Genomic DNA, 8441 nt, shown 5'->3' on the forward strand with positions numbered 1-8441 from the left:
GGCCACCAGGCCCAGGTGCCGCTCAGGCAGCAGGCCGGCCCGCGCCCGCATGGGGGCGGAAGGCTTGGTCGCAACGTCCTGGGCATCCAGCTGCACGCGCGGCAGCGCGCCCAGCCAGTCCGCGGGATCGTTGAGACCTGCGCGCAGCAGGTCGGCATGGCGTTCGGTGGCGACGCGGTTGGCCAGCACCCCGGCCCATGGCAGGCCCGCGCGGTAGTGCCGCAGGCCGTGCACCACGGCCCCCAGCGTGGCGCCCATGGCCGAGGCATCGACCACCGCCAGCACCGGCAGCCCGAAGCGCTGCGCCAGATCGGCCAGGCTGGGGGCGCCGTCGAACAGGCCCATCACGCCTTCGATGAGGATCAGATCGGCCTCGCGCGCGGCGGCATGCAGGCGCTGGGCGATGTCGGCCTCGCCGGTCATCCACAGGTCGATCTGGTGCACCGGGGCGCCGCTGGCCAATTGGTGCCAGCAGGGGTCGAGGAAATCAGGGCCGCACTTGAAGACCCGCACCCGGCGCCCCTGGCGCGCGTGCAGCCGCGCGAGCGCCGCCGTCACGGTGGTCTTGCCTTGGCCGGACGCGGGTGCGGCGATGGCGATGGCGGGACAGCCCACGCTGCCCGCCATGCCAGCCGCTTCTTCTTCTCGCGCTGCTTCTTCTCCCCTCGCCCTCATGGGTTCTTCATCGCTGGCTGCGCCGCGGTCATTGCGGTGCCCATTTGAGGCCCGCATAGAACGTGCGCCCCGCCGTGGCATAGGTGCGGGCCAGCTGGTAATCCTTGTCGGCCAGGTTGTCCACGCGCGCCAGCAGCGTCACGTCGCGTGCGATGCGCGTGCTGGCATACAGGTTGACGAGCGTGTAGCCGCCCAGCACCGTGGTGTTGGCCGCGGTGTCGAAGCGCCGGCCCGAGGCCTGCACTTCGGTGCCCAGCGTCCAGCCAGCGACCTGGGTGTCGGCCCCCAGCGTGCCGTGGCGCTTGGAGCGCCGCGCCAGCAGCCGGCCCGTGTCTTCGTCACGCGGGTTCTGGAAATCCACCGATCCGCGCAACTGTACGCCGGCCACCTTGTACGAGCCTGACAGCGTCACTCCGTCGTACTTGGCGCGCGCCGTGCTGGCATAGCAGCCGAAATTGGACTGGCAGCCGCCCGCCCCGCCGAACACGATGAGGTTCTTCACGCGGTTGCGGTAGGCCACGGCCGAGAAGGTGCCGGCGCCCTCGGCCCAGCGCAGGCCCACCTCGGCATTGCGGCCCTCCTCCGGCTTGAGCGATGCCAGGCCGTACTCGCTGAAGCGCTGGTACAAGGTGGGCGCCCGGAACGAGGTGCCCACGGACGCGGTGGCGCGCCACTGCGGCGTGATGGCATAGCCGTACGCGGCGCTGCCGGTGTTCTGGCCGCCGAACTCGCTGTCGGAGTCGTGCCGCACGTTGAACTGCAGCGTGTGGCCGCCGGCATTGAAGCCATAGCCCAGCGCGAGCGCGTCCTGCGAGCGCTTGCGGTCGATGGGCGCGTTCTCCAGGTGGTCCTCGCGGCGCTCCAGGGCTGCCGTCACCAGGTGCGGGCCCTGGCGCCATTCGTTCTGGAACAGGTAGCCGCGCAGGCGCGTGTCGGTGAGGTACACGGAAGGCCGCGTCTCGTAGCGGTCGCGCGAGTCGGTGACCGACACGCGGGTGGTGTATTGCGGGCTCCACTTCGCGGCCCAGTTCAGGCCGAGGGCGTGCATCTTGTGCAGGTTGCGGTCGTCGTTGCCCAGCGGCAGGGTGTCGTAGCCGGAGTTCATCTCGCTGGCCACCAGCGTGCCTTCCAGGCGGTGGACTGCATCGATCTGCAGCCCCACCCGAGCGTTGCCGGACGTGCGGCGATAGCCGTCCTTGTCGGGGTTCTGCGTGGCGACGGTGCGGGCGTTGAAGCCCTGGCTCGTCTCGCGCGCCAGGCCCACGGCATAGTCCACCGCGCCGCTGGCACCGCTCACGCCGGCCTCGGCCTTGTAGGTGCCCTGGCTGCCCACGCCGACGCCCACGTAGGGAGCGGTGCCGGCCTCGCCACGGCGCGTGAAGATCTGCACCACGCCGCCGATGGCGTCCGAGCCGTACACCGCGCCGGCCGGGCCGCGCAGCACCTCGATGCGGTCGATGACGGCCAGCGGAATGGCCTCCCACGGCGCACCGCCGGTGGATTGCGAGTCCATGCGCACGCCGTCGATGTACACGGCCGTGAAGCGCGTCTCGGCGCCGCGCAGGTACAGGCTGGTGGCGCTGCCCGGGCCGCCGTTGCGGACCATCTCGACCCCGGGCAGGCGGGCCAGCACGTCGGCCAGGCCGGTCGCGCCGCTGTTCTCGATGGCCTCGCGGTCCAGCACGGACACGTCGGCCACCAGGTCGGCCAGCGGCTGGGGCGTGCGCGTGGCGGCCACCACGGTTTCGCCCAGGGAGGGCACGCGCTGGTTCTGCGCCAGCAGCACGGGGGCGTCCTGCGCCTGGGCGGCAGGTGCGGCGGCGAACGTGAGGGCCAGGGAAACAGCCAGGGCGGCAGGCCGCAGGGGCGAGGAAGGCACGGCAGCGGCAATGGCAGCGGCGCGCGCGGGGAACAAGGGCTTTTTCATGGAAACAGACAGACTGGCAAACATCCCCGCGCCGGCTTCCCCGCCGGCATTGGGCGAAACAGCCGCGCCTTCAGGACCATGGCGGTCCCAAGCGCGGCCACGTTGTTGGCCGGTATCCGGGCTGGCGGAGCGCCCTCCAGCGCCTTCCCAGGCGCTTGTTCAAGGCGCCCAGTGGCTCATGGCTGGAGAGTGAGTCGGAGAAAGGGCCGACCCGTCCGCTGACCGTTGCGGGGGCAGCGCAGGCACGGCGCGCTCTGGCGAACGCAAACCTCCCTGCTTCCCGTTGAACTGCAGCATGCGAACCATGCTGCGAGCACCAACCCGCGGATTTTACGGGTGTTGCAGCCTGTAAACGCCGCTGGATGGGCGGGTGGTGGCGCCAACCCTACAATTGCGGCTGTATGGATCCATCCTCTCCCATCGACCAGATCGCCGAACGCGTGGAGCGGCTGCTGTTGCGCCATGCGGAACTGCAACGCGCCAATGCCTTGCTGACCGCCCAGGTGGTCCATCTCACCCAGGAGCGAGACTCGCTCAAATCCCGGCTCAACACCGCCCGCGCCCGTGTAGACGCGCTGCTGGAGAGCCTGCCTGCGACGCCCCCCTCGAAGGACGCCGAATGAAGCAGATCGAAGTCCAGATCATGCAGCAGAGCTACCTGCTGGGCTGCCCCGAGGGCCACGAATCGCGCCTGCTGCAGGCCGTGGAGCGCGTGGACACCGCCATGACGCGCATCCGCGATGCCGGCAAGGTGCGGGCCCGCGAGCGCATCGCCGTTTTGGCAGCGCTCAACCTGGCCTTCGAGATCGCCGACCGCGAAGAGGCCGACCTGGCCTCCGCTGCACAGGCCCAGGCGGCAGCCCCGACGGAGCCCGCGCCGCTGGCCCCGGCCGCCGGCCCGCAATCCACCGATGCCCCGGCGCCATTGCACGCATCTCACGCCTCGCTGGCGGGCGACCCGTCCGGCCAGATGCAGTTGCTGCTGCGCCGGCTGGACGATGCGCTCGGCGACGACGGCCGCCTTCTTTAAAAAGGGTTACGCAACGGCCACTCGCGCGCCGTGCATGCAGCGCCTACAATGGAGACGTCTGCGGTGCTGCCGGGCTTTATATTTCCTTGAACCAATGCTCATTGAGCACGGGCTTGGTACATTGCCCGGTGAGCGTGATCATCTCGCGTCAGATGAACCCAACGCCTGGCTGCCCTCGCCCACCTGAACCCCCGGTTCAGGATGCCGGTCCGGTGGCATTCGCAGACACCTGTTTCTCCCACGGCCCGGCGGTTTTCACGCCGGCGTCGACAGTCCCCACGAATAGCTCTGGCGGCTCGCCAGCAGGCTTCTGAAGGCTTCGGCCGGCATCGCCGGCGCGCACAGATACCCCTGGAAGTAGCGGCAGTCCATCTGCTCCAGCGCCATGCGCTGCTGCTGCGTTTCCACGCCCTCCGCCACCACTTCGATGTGCAGCGCGCGCCCCATGTGCACGATGGCATTGATGATCGCGCGGTCGCCGTCGTCGTCGGGCAACCCCCGCACGAACGATTGGTCGATCTTGAGCTTGTGGATCGCCAGCTTTTTCAGATAGGCCAGGCTGGAATAGCCGGTGCCGAAATCATCGATGGCCAGGCCGATGCCCAGTTCGGCCAGCGCCTGCAGGCGCTGCTCCATCTCCAGCGCATCCTGCAGCAGGATGGTCTCGGTCAGCTCCAGTTCGAGCAGCGAGGCCGGCAGGCCGTGCTTGAGCAACAGCTGCGTGAGCCGATCGACGAAATCGGGCTGGCGGAATTCCAGCGCCGACACGTTGACGGCCATCACGAGTGGCGAGCCCGAGCGCATCCAGCGCGCAGCCTCCTGCACGGCCTGCTCCATGACCCATGAACCCAGCGTGATGATGTAGCCGGACTCTTCGGCCAGCGGAATGAAAACGCCTGGCGAAATGGGCCCCAGTTCCGGATCGGTCCAGCGCAGCAGCGCCTCGGCGCCCACCACGCTGCCGGTCGCCATGGCGACCTGCGGCTGGTAGTGGACCACCATGCGCTGCTGGCCCAGGGCCTGGCGCATGGCGTGTTCGAGCTTCATGCGCGACAGCAGGTCCGCATTCATCTGCGGCTGGTAGAAGCCGTAGCTCCCGCGGCCGCGCTCCTTCACGCGGTACATCGCGGTGTCGGCCTGCTTGATGAGGTCGTCCAGCGTTTCGCCGTCCTGCGGGTACAGCGCCACCCCGATGCTGCACTGGATGGAAAACCCCATGCCGTCGAGCATGAAGGGGCGCAGCATGTCCTCGAGCATGCGCCGCGCCACGCCTTCGGCGATCGCGGCATCGCCCCCGTGCAGGTACACCACGAACTCGTCGCCGCCCAGGCGGCACAGCATGTCACTCTGGCGCAGGCACCCCTGCAGGCGCTTGGCCACGATCTGCAGCACGCGGTCACCGAACAGATGCCCCAGGGAGTCGTTGATGATCTTGAACCGGTCCAGGTCCACGAACAGGATGGCGAAGCTGCCGGCGTCCGGCCGTGGGCCCTGCTCAATCGCGTCGATGGCTTCGCCCACGCGGCGCGACAGGCGCAGCCGGTTGGGCAGGCCGGTGAGCACATCGCTGTACGCCAGCTCCTCGATGCGCGTGCGCGCCGCATGCTGCTGCGTGAGGTCGCGCATGAAGCCGATGCTCTGCAGCGCATTGCCCGTCTCGCTGCGCAGCACCACCCACGACAGGTGCACCGCGCAGGCCCGTCGCGCGGCCCCGTTCGCGCCGCCCTCGGGCAGGCGCAGCTCGCCCTCCCAGAAGCCGTCGCGGTCCCACGCCGCCAGGACGTGCTCCATCCAGCCGGGCTGCGCGCCCTCGGCTCCGAAGAGCGAAACCGCGGGCACGCCCTGCAAGGCGACCGCGGGCGCGCCGATCAGCCGCTCGCAGCTCGGGTTCATGCGCACGATCTGGTGCCGGTCATCGGCGATGAAGATGGCATCCAGGCTGGAGTCGAACACCCGCGCGGCGAGCCGCAGGCTGGCCTGCGCCTCGGCGTTCAGCGTCACGTCGCGGAACGAGAACACCCGGCCCACGGGGCGGCCCTGGCTCAGCTGCGGCACTGAGCGGCGCTCGATGATGGTGCCGTTGCGCAGGTGCAGGATGTCCGTGGTCTCGCGCCCCGGCTCCAGCGCGATGGACGACAGCCGCGCCCGGTAGGCATCGGCATCGGCCACCTGCTGCTGCATGTGGGCCACCACTGCAGCATCATTGCGCTGCACCAGCAGGTCCTCGGGCATGCCCCACAGCTGCGCCAGCCGCTGGTTGAAGGCCCGCATGCGCCCGGCCATGTCGTACACCAGCATGCCGTCGGCGGCGGAGTCGAGCGTGGCGCGCAGTTCAGACAGTAGGATTTCCAGCTCGCGCTCGGTCGAGGCCTGCTCGCGGCGATCGATCATGGTCACCAGCAGCAGCGCCTCGCCCTCGGGCGAATCCACGCGCGACACGCGCCGGTCCACCGGAATGAACTGGCCATCGCCCCCGAGCAGGCCGGAGTGCGACTGGATGCCGCGCATCAGCGCATCCCGCCCCTGCGCCCAGAAGTACAGGTCTTCCGGCGTGCAGGCCAGGAGTTCGACGGCGTCCGCGCCTTCCATGGTTTCGGGCGAGCGCCCGAGCAGCGCGGCCGCGCTCTGATTGGCGAAGCGCACCGTGAGCCCCTCGGGCTCGACCAGCCACACGGCCTCCAGCAACCCGTCGAACACGGCGCGCCACACGCTGCCTTGCGGGCCGCGGATCACGCCGGGGCCCCGGTCGGCGCTGCGTCGACGGCCCGTTCGAAGTAGTAGCAGATCCTCTTTCGGGGCGACAGATAGTCGAGCGCATCGCGCGGCAGCTGCGCGGGCCGCAGGCTGCGGCGGATGCCCAGCGCCGGCTGGTCTTCCAGATCGATCACCAGGGCATCGTCCTTGGAGACGCCGGACTCGTGCACGATCACCTTGGGCCGCAGCGGGCGGGCCGAATTCACGGCTGTCACGATGGCGTAGCGGTCGTCCACGAGCTGCACGATCGAGCCCGGCGGGTACACGCCCATCATGCGGATGAAGGCCCGCAGGACCACGGCGTCGAACCGTTGCTTGTGCTGCGCGAAGATCACCGACAGCGCCTCGTGCGGAGTCAGCGCGTTGGCGCCCCGCAGCGGGTTGCACAGCCGGTCGTAGTAGTTGACCAGGGCCAGCACCTGCCCTCCACGGGAGATGTCGGCCCCTTTGAGCTGGAGCGGAAAGCCCGTGCCATCGGCCATTTCATGGTGATGCGCGATGGCTTCGATGACGGCGGCGCCCAGGCCCATGCGTTCTGCCAGCACCACCGATTCGCCGACATGCGCCTCGTACAGGGCCTGGTCGGCCGGACCCAGCGCGGAATGCGGCTGGGCCACATGGGGCGGCAGCGTGATCTTGCCCAGGTCGTGCAGCAGCGCGGCCGCGCCCAGGGGCTGCAAGTCGTCGCCCAGCAGGCCCAGGGCCTTGCCCAGCAGCAGCGAAAGCACCATCACGTTGACCGAATGCAGCGCCGCGCGCGTGCCGACGCGCTCGGAGAGCAGGCGGATGGCGGAGTCGCCCTGGTCGAGCAGCTCATCCACGCAGGTGGACACCAGCGCGTTGGTGGAAGCACGCGCCTCCGAGGGGTCTTGCTCGGCGCTGGTGGCCAGGCGCTCATACACCCGCGTGGCACGGGCGAAGCGCTCGTCGCAGGCAGCCAGGGAACGGCTCTGCGCCTTGATGCGCTCGCGGAACTCCGCCATGGAGGCCTGGGCGATCGAAGGCCCTGTCTCCACCGGTGCCCGGGCGGCTTCGGTCACGGGATCGGGCGCGGAAGGGTGGCCGGGCGGCAGCAGGCCCTGCACCGATGGATCGCTTTTGGAAGGAATCCACCGCACCTGGGACAGGCCCAGGGCGGCCAGAGTACTGATCTGCTCCGGCGAGGCGATGCGGAAACTGCTGACCGGAAAAGGGTGGTTCATCCAGCCCAGATCGAGCTGGATGTACATGCCTACACGCAGCCGGCCGACATCGATGAGGAGGGGATTAGTCACTTTCGGGGGGCACCGGAGGGCGCCACGGGGACGCCGGGGTATTGGTAACCATTATCACCAGTTAATACACCCCCGAATCAAATGTCAAAAACTTCACGGACTACGGTCACGATAGGCTTTGTCAACCCCCTGCGCGCAGGGATTGGCTACAGGCACCAGGGCTCGGCCTGGCGGTGGAAAACGTCCATCCACAGCCCCCAGGCGGCAATGCCGAACAGCAGCAGGCCGGACAACCGCACGCCCCACCCGCCCCGCGCGTCCCCCGCGGCACCGCCGCCCCGCAGCCGTTGCCAAAGCCACTGGCCTGCCACCAGCCAGGCCGCGCCACCCACGCCGAAGCACACCATGGCCAGCGCGCCGCGCCAGGGGTTTCCGGTCAACGCCGCGAGCAGCAGCGCGGAGTACAGCAGGCCGCAGGGCATGCAGGCCCAGGCCAGGCCCGTGGAGAACAGGCCGCCGGGCGAGCGCACCCAGGGGGCGACCCGCTGCCACAGCACCCGGCCCGCATGGTCCACCCAGGCCGGCTGCCGCGCCTGGAACACCAGCAGTACGGCCCAGGCGAGCACGGCGACGTGCAGCAGCGTCCAGGCCGGCCGCAGCGCAGCCGCGTGCTGGGTCAGCCAGGCCAGGCGGTCCATGGCCCAGGCCGCCATCGCGCCCGCCAGGGCGTACCCGGCCAGCCGGCCCAGATGGAAAGCGAAGGGCCGTGCCCACACCCGGTCCGCCGGCAAAGCCAGGCCGCGGCCCGCCCATCGCACCGTCTGCGCCCCTGCGTTTTCCG

At 69.8% G+C, this 8441-nt stretch carries 7 protein-coding genes and 1 riboswitch; of the genes, 2 read left to right on the forward strand and 5 right to left on the reverse strand.

Annotation, left to right across the window (positions count from 1 at the left end; genetic code table 11):
- Positions 1–627, reverse strand: a 627-nt coding sequence (locus AC27IQ_RS15515) for a nucleotide-binding protein (RefSeq protein WP_487089988.1), incomplete at its 3' end; no start/stop codon positions are given.
- Between the two features lie 76 nt (positions 628–703).
- Positions 704–2602 carry a TonB-dependent receptor domain-containing protein gene (locus AC27IQ_RS15520; protein WP_317352376.1) on the reverse strand — a complete coding sequence of 633 codons (1899 nt, stop codon included), beginning with the start codon at positions 2600–2602 and terminating at the stop codon, positions 704–706.
- A gap of 90 nt (positions 2603–2692) precedes the next feature.
- A riboswitch (cobalamin riboswitch) is annotated at positions 2693–2937 on the reverse strand.
- Positions 2938–3003: 66 nt separating this feature from the next.
- On the opposite strand from AC27IQ_RS15520, the gene AC27IQ_RS15525 reads away from it, so the two are divergent.
- Together AC27IQ_RS15525 and AC27IQ_RS15530 are read left to right on the forward strand one after the other, a co-directional pair.
- On the forward strand, positions 3004–3225 hold the full coding sequence (locus AC27IQ_RS15525) for a DUF904 domain-containing protein (RefSeq protein ID WP_272548299.1): 222 nt from the start codon (positions 3004–3006) through the stop codon (positions 3223–3225).
- Positions 3222–3632, forward strand: a complete 411-nt coding sequence (locus tag AC27IQ_RS15530; RefSeq protein WP_284406778.1) for a cell division protein ZapA — start codon at positions 3222–3224, stop codon at positions 3630–3632. Before AC27IQ_RS15525 ends, AC27IQ_RS15530 begins: the two co-directional genes overlap by 4 nt.
- Positions 3633–3887: 255 nt before the next feature.
- Here AC27IQ_RS15530 and AC27IQ_RS15535 read toward each other — a convergent pair whose 3' ends face one another.
- The 3 genes from AC27IQ_RS15535 to AC27IQ_RS15545 form a co-directional block, all read right to left on the reverse strand.
- Positions 3888–6365, reverse strand: a complete 2478-nt coding sequence (locus AC27IQ_RS15535) for a sensor domain-containing protein (protein ID WP_284428866.1) — start codon at positions 6363–6365, stop codon at positions 3888–3890.
- Positions 6362–7660: a cyclic di-GMP phosphodiesterase gene (locus tag AC27IQ_RS15540; RefSeq protein WP_487089989.1), complete on the reverse strand. Its 1299-nt coding sequence runs from the start codon at positions 7658–7660 to the stop codon at positions 6362–6364. The genes AC27IQ_RS15535 and AC27IQ_RS15540 overlap by 4 nt, the downstream gene beginning before the upstream one ends.
- A gap of 146 nt (positions 7661–7806) precedes the next feature.
- The coding region (locus AC27IQ_RS15545) for a sulfite exporter TauE/SafE family protein (protein WP_487089990.1) at positions 7807–8441 on the reverse strand (635 nt) is incomplete at its 5' end.

The sequence above is a fragment of the Acidovorax sp. KPB24-07 genome, from assembly GCF_057543315.1.